Raw genomic sequence first — 15524 nt, forward strand, 5'->3', positions numbered from 1 at the left:
TACGCTTCTCTCAATCATCTTTTATAAACTTTTAATCATTAAATCTTTATTGCAGATGATCAAGCTTCAGTTAATCGGACATTTAGGCCGGGATGTGATCAAAAAAGAGATCAATGGCGTGTCCGTATTCAGTTTTCCGGTAGCGGTGAATGAGCGGTTCAAAAATGCCCTGGGTGTGTTGCAGGAGCGTACTACCTGGGTAGACTGTTCCCTGTGGGGCAAGGAAAATGTGGCCCCCTACCTTAACCAGGGCGTGATGGTATATGTGGAAGGCTCTCCGAGAGTGGACGCCTATGTAAGCCATCAGACCGGTGCATTGACAGGGGCTGTCAGACTCAGGGTGAGCCACCTGCAGTTACTAAGCCGTAAGGATGATGAAAAACGCCGTGCCGCTGTTACGGATGTACCCGTTGTTCCGGAGGCAGAGCCTGTAGAAGAACAGCCGGCAGACGACCTTCCCTTTTAATTAAACCTGAGTTTAACTTGTGCATTCTAATATGAAAGCCAACCTGTTATGGTTGGCTTTTTTTGTTTTTTTTAGAATTTTATTTGGTGGGAAGAAAAATAGTCCTATCTTTGCACCCTCATTGCGAGGTAGAGCAGAGGTAGCTCGTCGGGCTCATAACCCGAAGGTCAGTGGTTCGAATCCGCTCCTCGCTACAAAATGGCGCTACGGCGCTGCAAAAGAAACAAAGAAAGAGCCGAAGTAATTCGGCTTTTTTTATTTCCGTAAGTTTGAGTTGCGAATGCAACATCTACAGGTCATACTATCATCATGCATAAAGCAGGTTTTGTAAACATTTTCGGTAAGCCCAACGCGGGTAAAAGTACGCTGTTGAACGCTATCATCGGCGAGAAGCTGGCTATTATTTCCCCTAAGGTACAAACCACCAGACACCGTATCACTGGTGTGCTGACGGAGCCTGGCTACCAGATTGTGTTTTCTGATACCCCCGGTATCATTGATCCCAAATACAAGCTGCATGAAAAAATGATGGGCGCGGTAAAGTCCGCCCTGGAAGATGCTGACGTAGCGCTGCTGATTATGGACTGCAGAGACAACCTGGAGGAAAACCTTCAGCTGTTCGAGGCCCTGAAGCTGAAAGTGCCGTCCATTCTTATCCTCAACAAAATGGATAACCTCACCAAAGAGGAAATGGACGCGCTCCTGGCCCGTGTAAACGAATGGGGAAAGGCGAAAGCGGTAGTTCCCATCTCCGCCCGTCAGCAGAAAGGACTGAAAGAACTCATGACTGAGATCGTTGCCCTGCTGCCGGAAGCCAACGCCTTCTACCCGGACGACACCCTCACGGATAAGTCTACACGCTTCCTCGTGGCGGAAATGATCCGCGAAAAAATCTTCCAGCTGTTCGAAGAGGAAATTCCTTACCATACTACGGTAATTGTTACACAATACCAGGAGAAGGAAACCCTCACCAAAATAACAGCTGAAATCATCGTCACAAGGGATACCCAGAAAGGTATCATCCTCGGCGAAAAAGGCAAATCTATACGGGAGCTGGGAACACTGGCCCGTCTGGAAATAGAGAAATTCATTGAACGCAAGGTATTCCTGGAACTGTTTGTGAAAGTGCGGAATAAATGGAGGGATAATGATTTGTTCCTGAAGGAATACGGATATTAGGAATGATGAATTACGAATGATGAATGATGAGTTAAAATGCAGCGAATATCTTCACAAAAATCTTCGCTGCATTTTAACTCATCATTCATCATTCGTAATTCGTAATTCAAGATTTTATACTAATAAGTAATAAGAAACTAAAATGGCTGGATTTACAGTAGCTATTGTGGGCCGCCCGAATGTGGGCAAATCAACGTTGTTCAACCGTTTGCTGGAACAGCGTAGAGCTATCGTGGATGATCAGAGCGGTGTAACGCGTGATCGTCAGTATGGTATTGCGGACTGGAACGGCAAAACATTCAACGTGATTGATACCGGTGGGTTTGTATCTAACAGCGATGATGTATTTGAAAAAGAGATCCGTAAGCAGGCGAAAGTAGCCATGGATGAGGCGAATGTGCTGATATTCATGACGGATGTAACTACTGGCATTACCGATCTGGACGCGGATGTGGCAGACCTGCTGCGCCGTACTTCCAAACCGGTTTACCTGGTAGTGAATAAAGTAGATAACCAACAGCGTCAGCTGGATGCGACCGAGTTTTACAGTCTTGGTTTCGATAAAACTTTTTTCCTGTCCTCCATGACCGGCAGCGGTACCGGAGAATTGCTCGATGACGTGGTGTCCAATATAACCGATGATATGGAAGACGCCACTATGGAAGTTGATATTCCCAAAATTGCCATCATCGGGCAACCTAACGTAGGTAAGTCTTCCCTGCTGAATGCGCTGGTAGGTACCGAAAGAAACATCGTTTCTGATATAGCCGGTACTACCCGCGATACCATTCACACCAGGTATAACATGTACCAGAAAGACTTCATGCTGATCGATACCGCCGGTATCAGACGTAAGCAGAAAGTGAATGAAGACCTGGAATTCTATTCCGTTATCCGTGCCATCAAGGCAGTAGATGAATCTGATGTGGTGATGCTGCTGCTGGATGCTGAAAAAGGCATTACAGCGCAGGACCTTAGCATCTTCAGCCTGGCAGCGCGTAAAGGTAAAGGTGTTGTAGTGCTGGTGAATAAGTGGGACCTGATGGAAAAGGCAACCAACACTGCGAGAGACTATGAAAAGGAGCTGAAAAGCCGCCTGGCGCCGTTTTCTGATGTGCCTATCATCTTCACCTCCGTGAAGGAGAAACAGCGTATTTTCAAAGCTATTGAAGCAGCCCTGGAAGTATACGAAAACCGTCAGCGTAAAGTACAGACCTCCAAACTGAACGAGATCATGCTGAAGGCGATAGAAGCCTACCATCCGCCGGTGGTAAGAGGTATTCCTATCCGTATCAAGTATGTAACGCAGCTGCCAACTCATACGCCGGCTTTTGCATTTTTCTGTAACCTGCCGGATGATGTGAAGGCTCCCTACAGGAATTACCTGGAGAATCAAATCCGTACTCACTTTGATTTTAAAGGGGTACCGATTAAGATCTTCTTCCGTAAAAAATAAATGCTGAAAAAGTATAGAATATTTTGTAATCTGAAAATTTTCTATACCTTTGCGCCGGTTTTAAAATTAAAACAAAACACAACATGAAAAAAGTATTTGTATTTGCAATCGCTGCTGGTATGTTTTTCGTAGCTTGTAACGGTGGTAGCACTCCTGCTGCTGATTCTACTGCTACAACTGTAGACACTATGAACGCTGCTCCTGCTACTGAACCAGCTGCTGCTCCAGTTGCTGATTCTGCTGCTCACGTAGATTCTGCTGCTGCTCCAGTTGCTGATTCTGCTGCTGCTGCTCCAGCTGCTAAGTAAGAGATTATTATTTCGATAATATCATTCTTGCAAGAAATAAAAAAGCCGATTGCTTAGCAATCGGCTTTTTTATTTCTTGCAAGAATGATATTATCGAAATCAATTACGAATTACGAATTGCGAATTACGAATGAGAGCGAAGATTTAAGCGAATAAAACATACTTTTCGCTTAAATCTTCGCTCTCATTCGTAATTCGCAATTCGTAATTGATTATTTTTATTCTTCCAGCAGCAGGGACAAGTTCGTCAACTCATCATGTCTGTACGCGTCTTTGTCGTCGCGGAAGCATTTGGCGAGTTCTTCGAGGAGGAATTGTATGATGCGTTTGTTGGATTGCGGTTTGAAATAGGACGGAACGGACGGAACGGATACTCTTTTCAGGTAGGTATCTACGTCCTGCTGGGTGTAGATCTGGCCCTGGATGGGGTCAATGAAGAAGAGGATGCGCTGGTCTTCCGGGTCTATGGGTTCGCCGAAGTCGATGAAGGTATCGAAGTAGGCGAGAATAAACTGGCGGGGGATGTTGACAGCGTAAACGGGCAGGTCGAGCATGGTGCAGAGGCTCTGATAGATGATGCCGTTGGTAACGGGGTTACCTTTTTTGGATTCTATCACCTGGTTGATGAAGAACTGGTTTTTGCGCTGATAGGAGACTTCTTCGCCTTTGAGCCCGAAGTAGTTATAGATCATGCTGTTGAGCACATTGATCTTTTCCAGGGGCGTGAGGTAGTTGTTGAGTTCCAGCCAGATATTTCTTTTGATACGGTCTATTTCGGCCATGATCTGACCGGGAATAAGGTCAGGGAACTGGTATCTGGCGGCCAGTATGGCGCCTTCCATCAGGTCCTGCATGTCTGAAAGACTCCATGCACGTAATGCTGCCTGCAGATCCTGGTAATGTACCCGGTGAATGAGCAGTTCTATTCTTTCCTGTATGGATTCATCGATGGTATTCTCCCATAAATTCTCCAGATTGGGGATGATATCCTTACCGTACAGCAGGATTTTGCTGGCAACGGTATCAAACACCTCCTGGTCGGGATCATCCAACAGGTGGAATAAAGCATTTATTTCTTTGTTTTCATGCATATCTATTCCGCTTTCTTCTTCCTGGGCGGCGCTTTCTTTTTAGGTGGATTGGCTTTGGCTTCTTCAATAATAGCTTTGGCTTCCTCTACCGTCAGAGTGGCAGCATTATCAATTTTTTCCTTCGGTATCTTATAATTTTTGAGGCCCTGTTTAATATAGGGGCCATAGGGGCCTTTGAGTACCTGTATCTTTTCCTTTTCGAAGATCTGGATGGTACGTTCATCTTTCGCAGTACGTTTTTCCACGATTAACGGCGCTATTTCGTCCAGTTCTACTGTATACGGGTCCATTTCCTTTTTGAGGGAATAGAACTTTTTATCATGCTGTGCATACGGACCAAAGCGGCCTATGTTGATGACTACATCACTATCTTCGAACTGGCCCAGGGTACGCGGCAGGCGGAACAGTTCCATTGCCTCTTCCAGGGAGATGGTTTCGATGCTCTGCGTAGCCTTCAGTTTGGCGAAGCGCGGCTTTTCCTCATCTTCTACGCTGCCTATCTGGATCATAGGGCCGTAACGTCCCATACGGGCCACAATGGGCTTGCCGGAGGCGGCATCTACACCCAGCGGGCGTTCGCCTTTTACGCGTTCCGCTTTTTCCAGCGTGTTTTCCACATCCTTATGGAAAGGATTGTAGAACTCCTTCAGCATTTTATTCCATACCTTTTTACCGTTGGCGATTTCATCGAATTCCTCTTCAATTTTGGCGGTGAAGCCATAGTCCATAACGGAGTTGAAGTATTGGTTGAGGAAATCCGTTACGATCATGCCCAGGTCGGTAGGGAACAGTTTCGATTTTTCTGCGCCGGTATTCTCTGTGTCTGTTTGTTTAGTGATTATGTCCGCCTTCAGCAGGAGAATGCGGAAGTCTCTTTTCACGCCTTCCTTGTCTCTTTTCTCCACATATCCGCGTTTCTGGATGGTAGTGATGGTAGGAGCGTAGGTAGACGGGCGGCCGATGCCCAGTTCTTCCAGTTTCTTTACCAGGCTGGCTTCCGTGTAGCGTGGCGCCGGGCGGGAGAAACGTTCGGTGGCCTTCATTTCTTTCAGGTCCAGCGACTGTTTTACTGCCAGCGGTGGTAAGGAACCTTCCTGGTTGTCTTCATCGCTGATATCTTCATCATCATGACTTTCCATGTATACTTTCAGAAAGCCGTCGAATTTCAGCACTTCCCCGCTGGCGGTCAGCTCTTCGTGATTAGTGGAGATATCGATTTTAGCGATGGTTTTTTCCAGTTCCGCATCTGCCATCTGGCTGGCGATGGTACGTTTCCATATGAGTTCGTACAGTTTGCGGGTATCGCTGTCATCCACCGTGGTATTTTCCATGTAGGTCGGGCGGATGGCTTCGTGCGCTTCCTGTGCGGATTCGTTTTTGTTTTTGAATTTGCGGTGCTGATGATAGCGGTCGCCGAAGCTGGTTTTGATCGCTTTCTCGATTTCAGCCACTGCGGTATCGGACAGGTTGACGGAGTCCGTACGCATGTAGGTGATATTACCGCTTTCATAGAGTTTCTGTGCCAGCAACATGGTTTTGGAAACGCTGTAGCCGAGCTTGCGGCTGGCTTCCTGTTGCAGGGTGGAAGTGGTAAAGGGGGCTGCCGGCGATTTTTTACCCGGTTTCACCTGTATGTCCTTTACCGTATAGGCGGCGCTGACGCATTGCTGGAGGAATTTCTCCGCATCTTCAGCTGTTTTGAACTTATTGGGTCCTTCTGCCTTGAAGGATATGCTTTTGCCGTTGATATCCTTCCCGGTGAACCAGGCTTCTACTTTAAAGGTGCTCACAGCAGTGAAGCCGTTGATTTCCCTTTCCCTTTCTACAATGAGTCTTACAGCCACTGACTGCACACGGCCGGCAGACAGCGAGTTGCGCATACTCATTTTACGCCACAGCACAGGGGATAATTCAAAACCTACGATTCTGTCCAGTATACGACGCGCCTGCTGCGCATTTACGCGGTCCATATCCAGCTTGCGCGGGTGTTGTACGGCGTTTTCGATGGCAGGCTTGGTGATTTCATGGAATACGATACGTTTGGTGCTTTTCGGATCGAGGCCCAATACCTCGCACAAATGCCACGAAATGGCTTCCCCCTCACGGTCCTCATCCGTTGCCAGCCAAACCTCGTCGGTTTCCTTCGCCAGCTTCTTCAGGTCTTTTACTACCTTTTCTTTATCTTCCGGTATTACATATTTAGGCTTGAAGTTATTTTCAATGTCTATCCCCATGTCGTCCTTCTCCAGATCACGGATGTGACCGAAGCAGGATTTGACTTCAAAGTCCTTGCCCAGAATTTTTTCAATGGTCTTGGCCTTTGCCGGGGACTCAACTATAACTAAATTTTTTGCCATGTATGCTTCTTTAATGTGCTGCTAGATACGTAAAAAATCGTAAACTTAATATCCATAGGATTTCTGCAAGTATACATAAAAGAACAGTGAAAATAAAAATTACGAATTACGAATGGCGAATTGCGAATGAGGAGTGAAGATCAGCGCGGAATAGTGGGAAGAGGAATGAATTGTCATAATTGCCTGTTTAATGTCATGAAATCAATAAAACAGCCGCTATAAATTATAAATTATTATACTGTAACAGGAGTGCCGGTGCCGGATTTCTGATCATTTAAGCAGACATTTACCATCAGTATTCCCTGTGAAATTGTCATAATATGCTTTTAAATGTCATGAAATGAATATTTGATTATTTGTAATATAATAATACTCGTCATATGATCATTCTCCATGATCTTCGCTTTACATTCGTAATTCGCCATTCGTAATTCGTCATTAAATTGAAAATTTACCAATATGGATATAGTTATAATCGGGACCGGAAATGTAGCGCACTGTTTCGGGCATCTGCTGAAGCTGCATGGCCATCAGATCAAACAGGTGGTGAGCCGTAACCGGCAACATGCACAGGAACTGGCGGAAATGTTGCACGCACCCTTCACAGATGACGTGCTGGATATAAACATGGAGGCCGACGTATACCTGATGGCGGTCAGCGATACGGCCATCCCGGAACTGAACGACCAGCTGCGCCTGGGTAAACGCATCGTGGCGCATACTGCCGGAGCAGTACCCCTGAGCGCCATCTCCAAAATATCAGTGAATACCGGTGTACTCTATCCCCTGCAATCCATCCGCAAGGAAATAAAAACCTATCCGCCCATCCCCATCATGCTGGAAGCCGGTAACGACGATGTGCTCAAACGCCTGCAGTCGCTGGCGCAAAGCATCTCCTCCCGCATAGAAACAGCTACTTCCGAACAACGCCTGAAATACCACCTCACCGCCGTATTATGCAATAACTTCACCAACCACCTCATCGCTCAGGCAAAAGCCTACTGCGATAAGGAACACCTGGATTTCACCCTGCTGCAACCCATTATCAAGGAAACCTTTGACCGCCTGGAAAAATTTCCGCCGGAAAGCGTGCAGACAGGCCCTGCCCTCCGCGGCGATGAAGCTACCATGAGCCGCCACCGTGAATTGCTGGCAGAAAATGAATATTTGCAGCTGCTGTACCAGGTGATGTCGGATTCGATTTATAAACTCCATCATGGATAATTACGAATTACGAATTGCGAATTGCGAATGCAGAAGCGAAGATCAAAACGAAGATTAAAGATGATATTTAATAGATATCCCTAATAATCTTCGTTTTGATCTTCGCTTCTGCATTCGTAATTCGCAATTCGTAATTCGTAATTGTTTATTTTTGGCACCATGAACATATTATCATTATTCAAACCCATTACCACTTTCGTACTCGACGTTGACGGCGTATTAACCGATGGCACCCTGCAGCTGTTGCCAGGCGGCGAATTGTCCCGCAGGATGAATATCAAGGACGGTTATGCGTTGCAGCTGGCAGTGAAGAAAGGGTACCGGGTGGTTATTATCTCCGGAGGGAAATCAGAGAGTGTGGTGAGCAGGTTACAAGGGCTGGGGATTACAGATATTTATACCGGCGTTCACGATAAAAAAGAGAAATTGCAGGATTATGTATTTGAACATAATCTTTCCTGGGAAGAAATACTGTTTATGGGAGATGATATTCCCGACTACCAGGTAATGCAGCTGGTGGCATTGCCGGTGTGTCCGGCGGATGCTGCTGCCGAGATAAAAAGTATTTCCCGCTATATATCGCCGGTACCGGGCGGCCACGGGTGTGTGCGTGAAGTGATGGAGAAGGTGCTGAAACTTAATGGTCACTGGCTGATGGACGAAGGCATTGCATCGAAATAATAAATACTAAACTATGAAGCTCTGGGGCGCATTTTTTAAGCTGATCAGATATCCCAACCTGATATATATTGCCCTTACCCAGTTTTTACTGCAGTATTGTGTGGTAGAACCTGTATTGCACAGCGCCGGCGAAGAGCCGTCGCTTTCTGTAGCGCAATTTATATTACTGAGTTTATCTACCGTACTGGTGGCTGCTGCCGGCTATATCATCAACGACTATTTTGATATTAACATCGATATTATCAACAAGCCGGACAAGATGGTGCTGGATAAGGTTATCAGCCGCCGCTGGGCTATGGCCTGGCATACCATATTTAATATGGCCGGTGTTTCGCTGGGTTTTATAGTGGCCTGGAAAACCGGCCAGATATACCTGGGCTTTACACAGGTGATCTGTTCGCTGTTACTCTGGTTCTATTCCACTTCCTATAAGAGGCAGGTGCTGATTGGTAATGTGATCATTTCACTGCTCACAGCCTTGTCTGTGGTAGTGGTAGGCTTTTATGAAAAGCAGATCTACGAGAGCTTTGAGGCTATTATGTCGCCCGTAGGGAGGAAGCTGATACAGATTATCGGCGTGTATGCGTTGTTTGCCTTTGTTATCTCTATGGTGCGGGAAATAGTGAAGGACCTGGAAGATATGATCGGCGACAGCAAAGACGGATGCCGTACTATTCCCATTATCTGGGGCGTACTGCCGGCCAAGCGGCTGTGTAATGCGCTGCTGCTGCTGTTACAGGTAACTATTGTACTGGTAGAGGTGCGGGTGTTTATCCTGGGTTGGTACGTGGCTATCGCTTACCTGCTGCTGCTGGTACAACTGCCATGCATATACGTTTATCTGTTGCTGAAGAAAGCACACCTGCCCGAGCATTATCATAAGGTGAGCGCTATGGTGAAGCTGGTGATGCTGACAGGTATTTTATCCATGATATTTTTTAAACTTTTTCTATAGATGTATAACGGAGCACCGGTGGTACTGGCTTCTCAGTCGCCCCGCAGGAAACAGCTGCTGGAACAGGCGGGTATCCCTTTCGAGGTGAGGGTAATTGAAACGGCGGAAACCTGGCCGCCGGAACTGGATATTCCTGCAATACCGGTGCATATAGCGCGGCAGAAGGCGGCGGCAGTGATGGCGCAATGTGCGCCCGGAGAAATCGTTATAGCGGCGGATACGGTAGTAGTGCTGGATAAAACGATCATCGGCAAACCGAAGGACCGGGAAGATGCCATCCGGATACTGACCGCGCTGAGCGGGCGGGAACACCAGGTTATTACCGGAGTGGTCATGCGCCGTAACGGAGAAGAGTCGTCGTTTTCAGATGTGACGGCCGTACATTTTAAACCGCTGACAGCAGAGCAGATCAGCTATTATGTGGATCATTACCGGCCGTTCGATAAGGCAGGGGCCTATGCCATCCAGGAATGGATAGGCGCGGTGGGTATAGACAGTATCAACGGCTGTTTCTATAATGTGATGGGGTTGCCCATCAGCAAGGTAGTAACCCGGCTGGAAGCATTGCAGTAAAAAATAACGGCGCAGGAAACTGCGCCGTACAACATGGTTGGTTGTGCCATCGGGGGCACAAATGAATTGGGTTGGTTTTTGCTTGTTATTCCAGTACCAGCAGGTTTACGTCTTTATTTTTCAACCAGCCGGCATCTCTTAATTTCTGCAGATTGATGGTGCCCACCACATATCTCCACTCAGGCGATTCATACTTTTCTGATATGTTGAAGAACTCTGTCAGGTCAACCTGATCGGGCGTTTTATAGCGCAGGTATACTTTCAGTTTCACATCATTGGTGAAGGAAGGCTGATTGTTCTGCTTGATTTTTTTGTATTCGTAGCGATAGTTGTACAGCAGTGCGGAGATGTCTGACAGCACGGCGCTGCCGGTAGCGGTACCGCCGGCTCCTTTGCCCACAAAGAACTGTTTGTCTGTGAAGGCGCTTTCCAGCAGGATACCATTGTATTCGTTGTACACATCATAGAGCAGGTTATGTTCCTTGATGAGGTGCGGCAGCACGTAGGCGAACACGTTACCGTTCTGGCGGCGGCATTGCGCAATCAGTTTCACGGTACAGTTGCGTTGTTTGGCGAACTGGATATCGAAATCATTGAGGTGATGGATACCGAAGTTGTATACATCTTCAGGTTTTACGAAAGTGCCGAATGCGTGGAGGAGGAGGATGACGAGTTTGAATTTCGGATCGTATCCTTCGATGTCGAGCGTCGGGTCAGTTTCTGCAAAACCCAGTTCCTGCGCCTGTTGCAGGGCGGTTTCGAAGCTCAGGTTTTCTTCAAATATTTTAGTGAGGATATAGTTGGTAGATCCGTTACAGATACCTTCCACGGCGTTGAGCAGGTCGTTGTCGTAGTATTCCTCCAGGTTACGGATAATGGGAATACTGGCGCAGCTGGATGCTTCGTAGAGGAAAGGTACTTTATTGTCTGACTGCAGCTGATACAGCGCAGGCAGGTTTTCTGCGATCATGCGTTTACTGGCGCTTACCACAGCTTTTCCGTTGCGGAGGGCAGTGCTGACAATATCAAAAGCGGCATCTGTTTCGTTGATGAGTTCTACTACAACATCGATGGTAGGATCTTCCAGGATCTCATTTTTATCGGTAGTGAAGTAGCTGCTGTCAATGGGCCTTGATTTGTTAGGGTCCTTGATACAGATTTTTTTGATGCGCGCGTTAATACCTTTGGTTCTGTTCAATACTTCGTAAAGACCTTGTCCTACGACGCCGAATCCGAAAATACCCAGGTTGATGATTTTGTTCTCCATACTTTAACTTCAAATTAGCGCTGCCAGCAATTATCGGAAAGCCGCAGCTATTGTAAAACAGTGATTTGCTTGCCCGCCGGATGGTTTAGTTTATCCAGCGCCTGTTTCAGGTCATTGATCAGGTCTTCCGCATCTTCGATGCCTACTGACAGGCGTATACAGGAGTCCTGCAGGCCTGTTTTCCTGCGGAATTCTTCCGGTATGGTGCGATGAGTCATGGTAGCCGGGTGGGCGAGCATGCTTTTCACGCCGCCGAAGCTTTCCGCCAGTTTGAACAGTTTGGTGGCGTTGACGATGCGGATGGCATTTTTGATATTGTCTGCTTTGAGCGAGAAGCTGACGAGAGCGCCGTAGTTCTTCTGCTGTTTGCGGGCAATGTGATGATTTTTATGCGTAGCCAGTCCGGGGTAGTATACTTTATCTACTGCCGGGTGAGCTGCCAGCCAGTTGGCGATGGCGCTGGCGTTGCTGCATTGTTTTTCCAGCCGCAGGTACAGGGTTTCAATACCGCGGATGGTAAGCCAGGCGTCGAACGGGCTGAGGATACTACCGGAAATATTCTGGTTGTACCTGATCTGATCGGCGAGGGCTTTAGCGTTGACTACTACCAGTCCGGCAATGACATCGCAATGGCCGGCCAGGTATTTGGATGCGCTGTGGATCACGATATCAGCGCCCAGGGTGAGTGGTTGCTGCAGCAGCGGGGTGCTGAAGGTATTGTCTACCGCCAGCAGGATGTTGTGCTGTTTCGCGATTTTGCTGATAGATTTAATATCAGAGATGCGCAATGTAGGATTGGTAGGGGATTCCAGCCAGATGATCCTGGTATTGGGTGTGATGGCCGCCAGTACTTTATCAAGATTGCTGGTATCCACAAAGTTTACTTTGATACCGAAGCGTTCAAACATGTGGTTGAAGATCTGGAAGATACCGCCATAGGTATCTTCTACCGCCATGATTTCGTCGCCTGATTTCAACAGCTTGAGCACTGCATCAATTGCGGACATGCCGCTGGCGAAAGCGAAACCTGCGTAACCCTCTTCCAGGTTGCAGATCAGCTCTTCCAGCACTTTGCGCGTGGGATTGTTGGCCCGCGAAAATTCAAAACCCTTGTTGATGCCCGGTGATTCCTGCACAAATGTGGATGTCTGGTAGATCGGCACGGAAATGGCGCCGGTCAGTTCATCTACAGGTATGCTATGAATCAGTTGTGTAGCTGTTTTCATGTTATTAATATTTTAATGATGTTCGAAGTGCACAGTGTCAGTGCAACTTTATCATTAAAAATCAACTTAAACAACCTTTTTCCAGGAAGTGGACGGGAGCGGGCAAAAAAAAAGCTCTTCCGTTTGTTGGAAGAGCTCTTTATAATAATATAATCAGTGAAGAATAATCTCTGCCAACTTATCTTTCCCCGGTATTACCGGGGCAGGAATTAGCACCTTTTTCCCGATCAATGCTGATCTGGAAAGGTTGCTAAGGCATCGCAGGGCCAAGTCCCTCCGCCTTTCTGGATAAGTGATGTTAAGAACTGGGTGCAAAGGTAACAGCAGTTTTATCAATTTTCCAAATTGTATTGAAAAATATTTTTACTCCGCGGCTGTTTTCGTATCTTTAAAAGATATAATCTGAACAACCAGCCATATCTTTTTATGCATGTTAACCCCCAGCTCTCCGAAGAGCTTTTTCAGCATATATGGAAGTGCCGTCTGTTTAGCCAGGATAACCTGAAAACCACTGCCGGCGGGCGGGTGCAGGTATTGTATCCGGGTATGCACAACCATCATGGCGGGCCTGATTTTACAGCTGCCCGGATAAAAATAGACAATACATTATGGGTAGGACAGGTGGAGCTGCATCTCCGCAGTTCGGACTGGTACCGGCACGGGCATCAGCATAATGCGCAGTACAGCCGTATTATCCTGCACGTGGTTTTTACAGACGATATGCCGGACCGGCCTCCCGGGCAGGCGCCCTGCCTGGAGCTGCAGTCTTCCGTTTCCAAGGTGCTGCTGCAGCGTTATGCCCTGCTGCGGCATGCTGCCGGCTTTGTTCCCTGCGCCTTTCATGCGCGTCATGTGCCGCAGCTCACCTGGCTGAGCTGGAAAGAGCGCCTGCTGGCCGAACGCTGGGAGCGTCGTATGGCCGATATGCAGGCCTGGCTCACCTGTAATCATTTCAACTGGGAAGAGGTATGTTACTGGGCACTGGCGCAAAGCTATGGTATGCCTGTCAACGCTATGCCTTTTCTCCGGCTGGCGCAATCCCTGCCTTTCCCGCTGCTGCAGCGTTACCGCCACCTGCCCCTGCATATGGAGGCCCTGTTGTTTGGTCAGGCGGGCATGCTGGAAGAACATGTTACTGACGTATATGCCTTACAGTTACAGGAAGAATACCGTTTCCTGCGCCATAAACACCAGCTGACGCCCATGAGCGCTCACCACTGGAACTGGCTGCGGATGCGGCCTTCTGCCTTCCCTTCCTTGCGTATAGCTGTCTTTGCCGCGCTGCTGCGGCAATCCACTCACCTGTTTTCCCGCATCCTGGAAGCAAAGGACCTTGCTGCGCTGGAGCACCTGTTTTTCATACAGCCGTCACCGTACTGGAAGCAGCACTACCGCTTCGGACAACCCGCCGCCACCGTTCGTATGCCCGGCAAACAGGCCGTTCAGGCAGTACTGATTAACACCGTACTGCCCCTGATATATCTCTATGGCCGGCAGAAAAATGCCCGCTATTACCAGCAGCTGGCCCTGCACCTCTTACAGCAGCTGCCGCCGGAACACAACCATATCACCCGGCAGTGGGCACAGATAGGTATTACCGGAGACAATGCCCTGGAATCGCAGGCGCTCCTGCAGCTGAAACAACAATATTGCGATGAGAAAAAATGCCTGCAATGCGCAGTTGGGATTGGGATTTTGGGAGGGAAATAAGGATGGTGGGAATTTGGGTTTTAATTACGAATTACGAATCATTGGTGTCCGGTAAAAATCCAGGCTTTGGTTAAAGCGTAAGATTATTGGGACACCAATGATAAAAAATCATTGTTTTCTCATTTCCAAGCCTCTATGTGTCAAAAAGAGACGGCGGTATATATTTTAACTTGTAATGATAAAATCTCTGAAGCAAAGTTTTTTCAGGGGATGCTATAAAGGATTTTAGATTCAGGTAAGTCATCATGTGCAACCGGACCATGCCTACCAGATTAGTAAATGCCCATTTACACTTATAATTGTTAGCAATAACCTTAAGAATGAGGTCAGCAATGAGGGTACACCAAATTTGTATTTTAATGGCATTAGGGCTATCACCCAGGAAGTATTTAAGTTGATAGTTTTGTTTCAACCGCTTAAAGAGCAATTCTATCTGCCATCTTTTATGATAACAATCAGCGATAGTGGCTGCAGCCAGAGACAAGTTATTAGTTAAAAACTCAAAAGTAGCCCCACTTTCTTTATCCTTATAAGTAATAATTCTGGCATTGACCTTTATGGCTTTCTTATTATGGTTATGACCTAACTCTACCTGGCGGTCAGCCAAAACACCTTTTTTCACCTGATATTCATTTATAGGATAGTGCTTTATGATCTTGTAGATAGAAGTATCACTGTTACGGGTAATCCAGGTAATTTTCTTTTCATTTAAAAGGTTATAAGTGCTATAATCCCGATATCCTTTATCAAACACTATTATTGATCCAGGTGGCAATATCACCTTTTTAAGAAAAGACACGTCCGCCCCCGCAGCACTACTAAATCTAATCATACAAGGCACATCCTGATCACTACGCACCAGTGTATGTACTTTAATGCCTCCTTTCCGTTTACCATCGGCGCCGGATTTACCAGCCCCCTTTAATATGTCCTGAAACAAAGTAATTGTGGTTGAATCAAAAAGATAAAGTTTTGATTGTCTTTTTGAGATTCGGCTGTCCGGTAAAAAATTATGATATCGCTTTAATAAC

At 47.1% G+C, this 15524-nt stretch carries 14 protein-coding genes, 1 tRNA gene and 1 riboswitch; of the genes, 10 read left to right on the forward strand and 5 right to left on the reverse strand.

All coding sequences use genetic code 11. The annotated features are described in order from the left end of the window. Positions 1–55 precede the first annotated feature (55 nt). From GWG06_RS05880 to GWG06_RS05900, 5 genes are all read left to right on the forward strand, one after another. Entirely contained in the window at positions 56–466 is a 411-nt protein-coding gene (locus GWG06_RS05880; protein ID WP_160711936.1) for a single-stranded DNA-binding protein, read from the forward strand. 122 nt (positions 467–588) lie between these two features. Next, positions 589–660, forward strand: a tRNA-Met gene (locus tag GWG06_RS05885). Positions 661–775: 115 nt separating this feature from the next. Further along, positions 776–1645, forward strand: a complete 870-nt coding sequence (gene era / locus GWG06_RS05890) for a GTPase Era (protein ID WP_127042154.1) — start codon at positions 776–778, stop codon at positions 1643–1645. Between the two features lie 142 nt (positions 1646–1787). Next, the gene (der, locus tag GWG06_RS05895; protein ID WP_160711938.1) at positions 1788–3101 is read left to right on the forward strand and encodes a ribosome biogenesis GTPase Der; all 1314 of its coding nucleotides are present in this window, start codon (positions 1788–1790) and stop codon (positions 3099–3101) included. Between the two features lie 83 nt (positions 3102–3184). Then, positions 3185–3409 carry a hypothetical protein gene (locus tag GWG06_RS05900; protein ID WP_127044643.1) on the forward strand — a complete coding sequence of 75 codons (225 nt, stop codon included), beginning with the start codon at positions 3185–3187 and terminating at the stop codon, positions 3407–3409. Positions 3410–3627: 218 nt separating this feature from the next. Here the strand turns inward: GWG06_RS05900 and GWG06_RS05905 are convergent, their stop codons facing one another. Together GWG06_RS05905 and topA are read right to left on the reverse strand one after the other, a co-directional pair. Beyond that, on the reverse strand, positions 3628–4500 hold the full coding sequence (locus GWG06_RS05905; protein WP_127044497.1) for a transglutaminase-like domain-containing protein: 873 nt from the start codon (positions 4498–4500) through the stop codon (positions 3628–3630). Between the two features lie 2 nt (positions 4501–4502). After that, positions 4503–6857, reverse strand: coding sequence for a type I DNA topoisomerase (gene topA / locus GWG06_RS05910; protein WP_127044496.1), 2355 nt, complete (start codon positions 6855–6857; stop codon positions 4503–4505). Positions 6858–7316: 459 nt separating this feature from the next. Here topA and GWG06_RS05915 point away from each other — a divergent pair, with 459 nt between their 5' ends. From GWG06_RS05915 to GWG06_RS05930, 4 genes are all read left to right on the forward strand, one after another. Further along, entirely contained in the window at positions 7317–8081 is a 765-nt protein-coding gene (locus GWG06_RS05915; protein ID WP_160711940.1) for a Rossmann-like and DUF2520 domain-containing protein, read from the forward strand. A gap of 159 nt (positions 8082–8240) precedes the next feature. Next, a complete protein-coding gene (locus tag GWG06_RS05920; RefSeq protein ID WP_127044263.1) occupies positions 8241–8762 on the forward strand; it encodes a KdsC family phosphatase in 522 nt (173 codons plus the stop codon). Between the two features lie 13 nt (positions 8763–8775). Continuing rightward, entirely contained in the window at positions 8776–9717 is a 942-nt protein-coding gene (locus GWG06_RS05925) for a geranylgeranylglycerol-phosphate geranylgeranyltransferase (protein WP_127044264.1), read from the forward strand. Continuing rightward, on the forward strand, positions 9718–10290 hold the full coding sequence (locus GWG06_RS05930; protein WP_160711942.1) for a Maf family protein: 573 nt from the start codon (positions 9718–9720) through the stop codon (positions 10288–10290). Positions 10291–10375: 85 nt separating this feature from the next. Here GWG06_RS05930 and GWG06_RS05935 read toward each other — a convergent pair whose 3' ends face one another. Next, entirely contained in the window at positions 10376–11557 is a 1182-nt protein-coding gene (locus GWG06_RS05935) for a homoserine dehydrogenase (RefSeq protein ID WP_127044266.1), read from the reverse strand. Positions 11558–11604: 47 nt separating this feature from the next. Then, positions 11605–12783, reverse strand: a complete 1179-nt coding sequence (locus GWG06_RS05940; protein WP_160711944.1) for a trans-sulfuration enzyme family protein — start codon at positions 12781–12783, stop codon at positions 11605–11607. A 175-nt stretch (positions 12784–12958) separates the two neighbouring features. Further along, a riboswitch (SAM riboswitch) is annotated at positions 12959–13078 on the reverse strand. 131 nt (positions 13079–13209) lie between these two features. Between GWG06_RS05940 and GWG06_RS05945 the strand changes: the two genes are divergently transcribed. Continuing rightward, positions 13210–14493 carry a DUF2851 family protein gene (locus GWG06_RS05945; protein WP_160711946.1) on the forward strand — a complete coding sequence of 428 codons (1284 nt, stop codon included), beginning with the start codon at positions 13210–13212 and terminating at the stop codon, positions 14491–14493. 133 nt (positions 14494–14626) lie between these two features. Here the strand turns inward: GWG06_RS05945 and GWG06_RS05950 are convergent. Then, positions 14627–15524: IS4 family transposase (locus GWG06_RS05950; RefSeq protein ID WP_160711948.1), on the reverse strand; the 898-nt coding region annotated here is incomplete at its 5' end.

The sequence above is a fragment of the Chitinophaga solisilvae genome (genome assembly GCF_009928525.1).
Lineage (GTDB): Bacteria > Bacteroidota > Bacteroidia > Chitinophagales > Chitinophagaceae > Chitinophaga > Chitinophaga solisilvae.

Coding starts and splice junctions, on each gene's coding strand:
- GWG06_RS05915 (WP_160711940.1), top strand. CDS start 7,317: ATGGATATAGTTATAATCGGGACCGGAAATGTAGCGCACTGTTTCGGG.
- GWG06_RS05935 (WP_127044266.1), bottom strand. CDS start 11,557: ATGGAGAACAAAATCATCAACCTGGGTATTTTCGGATTCGGCGTCGTA.
- era (WP_127042154.1), top strand. CDS start 776: ATGCATAAAGCAGGTTTTGTAAACATTTTCGGTAAGCCCAACGCGGGT.
- GWG06_RS05925 (WP_127044264.1), top strand. CDS start 8,776: ATGAAGCTCTGGGGCGCATTTTTTAAGCTGATCAGATATCCCAACCTG.
- GWG06_RS05920 (WP_127044263.1), top strand. CDS start 8,241: ATGAACATATTATCATTATTCAAACCCATTACCACTTTCGTACTCGAC.
- GWG06_RS05905 (WP_127044497.1), bottom strand. CDS start 4,500: ATGCATGAAAACAAAGAAATAAATGCTTTATTCCACCTGTTGGATGAT.
- GWG06_RS05880 (WP_160711936.1), top strand. CDS start 56: ATGATCAAGCTTCAGTTAATCGGACATTTAGGCCGGGATGTGATCAAA.
- GWG06_RS05940 (WP_160711944.1), bottom strand. CDS start 12,783: ATGAAAACAGCTACACAACTGATTCATAGCATACCTGTAGATGAACTG.
- GWG06_RS05945 (WP_160711946.1), top strand. CDS start 13,210: ATGCATGTTAACCCCCAGCTCTCCGAAGAGCTTTTTCAGCATATATGG.
- GWG06_RS05900 (WP_127044643.1), top strand. CDS start 3,185: ATGAAAAAAGTATTTGTATTTGCAATCGCTGCTGGTATGTTTTTCGTA.
- der (WP_160711938.1), top strand. CDS start 1,788: ATGGCTGGATTTACAGTAGCTATTGTGGGCCGCCCGAATGTGGGCAAA.
- topA (WP_127044496.1), bottom strand. CDS start 6,857: ATGGCAAAAAATTTAGTTATAGTTGAGTCCCCGGCAAAGGCCAAGACC.
- GWG06_RS05930 (WP_160711942.1), top strand. CDS start 9,718: ATGTATAACGGAGCACCGGTGGTACTGGCTTCTCAGTCGCCCCGCAGG.